The organism is Serratia quinivorans (assembly GCF_052113645.1).
In the GTDB taxonomy this organism is placed as follows: domain Bacteria; phylum Pseudomonadota; class Gammaproteobacteria; order Enterobacterales; family Enterobacteriaceae; genus Serratia; species Serratia quinivorans_B.
On the sequence record NZ_JBIEIU010000036.1, the window covers coordinates 1 to 2021 of the forward strand.

Consider the following 2021-nt stretch of genomic DNA (forward strand, 5'->3'; position numbering starts at 1 on the left):
CGGGTGCACGAACTGCTGCCCTGGAACCTGACAACCGTAAAATAATCCTTACGCTACGTCCTACACAGGGCGCTTACGCAGGATGTACGCTGGCGGGGTATATTCCTGCCATTTCCCTTCTCATAGAGACTTCCTCGTAAATAAATCAGGAACCTGGCCCCCTCCGGCAACTGGCCGGCGATGCCGTCCAGCCGTCAGCCCGACTGCGCTAACCGGGCGAGCTGCCCGGCAAGCTTCGCCGAACCCCTATGGGTTTCGGGCCTGCCGGCTACGGTCTGAGGGCAAAGGTCACGGGCCCGCTTGCAGCCGGCTACTGCCGGCGCCGCTTATCACTGTTCGTCACCAGGGCGACGATCGCTAAGGACGCCCCGTCGTTCCGCCGTGTCGGGTGTGTTCATCCTCTCCGTATATCGGTGGCTATCTCCCGTGCGATCCCTTGCGCGGAGGGCTGCTTGTAGCACCGCCGCCCGCGTGAGCGCAAGGGTTAAATGCACGCCGCCAGCGGCGCCCTTGCGCTCCCCCGTTCGTCGTTGCTCCCTTGCCCTTTGCCGCGAAAGGTCCCGACGAGAGATGAATTAACCACCAGGCAGGAGAGAAGAATGAACACACAGAACGTCAACGTCAAAACCGCCGCTCAGGAGCCCTCGGAAAGATGGGGGAAAACCCCTGTTCTGATGTTTTCGGGGAAATACCCGGATGCCGACAGGGTAATGAGCCGACAACTTGAATTCATGGACGAGCTGCACGGTGCTTCAGTTTCTCCCGACGAGCTGGAGCAGGCACTTTATGAAATCTTCAAAACGATGACGGATCGTGTCGCGTTCGACGGGGTGGCGTATTTCAATCCCGACAAGCCAAAAATCGTTTATGAGGTTGCCAAGTATTGGGTTAAGGCTCAGCGCCTTGCCGGTGAATATTTTGGCACCATCGGGAACGCGGCATGGGAACACGCGCGGTATCGCCTCGCTATCACATTGGCAATCGATAACTCGTATGTCTGATTTTAACCGTCTGGGCGGCAATAGCTCGGAGCAATCAAGTAAGGAGGTGTTTACCGGGAAACGCAAACCCGTAAATGAAAAAAGCAGCGTTTCCGCTGCTATCTCGTGCCGGTCTACCCCTAGGAAAGTTAGCCCGGCTCTCAATAATCGATTGGAGTAAAAACTATGACTATTGAAGGTTCAATCATTACATCAACCGCTTTGTATGTAAAGCAGTTGGCGGCAAATAACGAATTGCCGAAAAAACAAACTCGCATCCTGCGAGACAGCCTCGCTGCCGCTGCGGTTCAGCCTGAACTGCGTGCATTGGGTCGGCATATTGCCAAATGTCAGCGTAAACGCCAGCCGGTACGTATTCCGGCCATGCGCGGCAGCGAGTTGGGGCAGGTATTACGCACGTTGGAACTGAAACGGGCCTACGCCTGATAACACTGACTGCCGTCCCTTCTGGGCGGCAGTTTTCCCGACTCAAACAGGAGACGCACATGACATTTTCAACAGTAGAGCAGTCTAGCAAGTGCCTCGGTGTGATGGCTGATATCACCGTTAACCCTTCCCAGGGGGGCGACCTCATTCCTTCAGTGTCCATTGATCGTATTATCGCGCAGCGCAACAGTGGCATTGCGCAATTTATGGACGGAATGACGCTTATCCATGCCGCAGCTAAACAGCTCTCTGCGGCTGCCAACAAGGATAATCTTTATGGATTCAGCGATGTAGTAAAACTTGCATTGGACTGGCGGGACAAGCCTGAGAAATACGGTGATGCGGTTGCCAAGTTGATTGATCAGAAAGTATGGGATCGGTTGCTGAGTGATACCGGCATGTACACGCTGATGAGCAGCAAACAACGGGATGAATGGGATCGCCAACTGAACAGCAAGGATTGCCCGGAGGTCACGCTTGAGACTGTGCTGGCGACGTTCAAGCAGTTGAATTCAGAGTAAGCGCCCTGTGTAGGACGTAGCGTAAGGATTATTTTACGGTTGTCAGGTTCCAGGGCAGCAGTTCGTGCACCCG

The 2021-nt window shown here is 54.9% G+C and carries 3 protein-coding genes; all 3 read left to right on the forward strand.

The genetic code is table 11. The features are described from left to right. Positions 1-599 precede the first annotated feature (599 nt). The 3 genes from ACGS9J_RS26860 (at position 600) to ACGS9J_RS26870 (ending at position 1948) form a co-directional block, all read left to right on the forward strand. Entirely contained in the window at positions 600-1001 is a 402-nt protein-coding gene (locus ACGS9J_RS26860) for a dehydrogenase (RefSeq protein WP_442233583.1), read from the forward strand. A 165-nt stretch (positions 1002-1166) separates the two neighbouring features. Next, a complete protein-coding gene (locus ACGS9J_RS26865; RefSeq protein WP_165366497.1) occupies positions 1167-1427 on the forward strand; it encodes a hypothetical protein in 261 nt (86 codons plus the stop codon). 59 nt (positions 1428-1486) lie between these two features. Then, positions 1487-1948 (forward strand): DUF4942 domain-containing protein, encoded by a 462-nt coding sequence (locus tag ACGS9J_RS26870; protein WP_442233584.1) that lies wholly within the window; start codon positions 1487-1489, stop codon positions 1946-1948. Positions 1949-2021 lie beyond the last annotated feature (73 nt).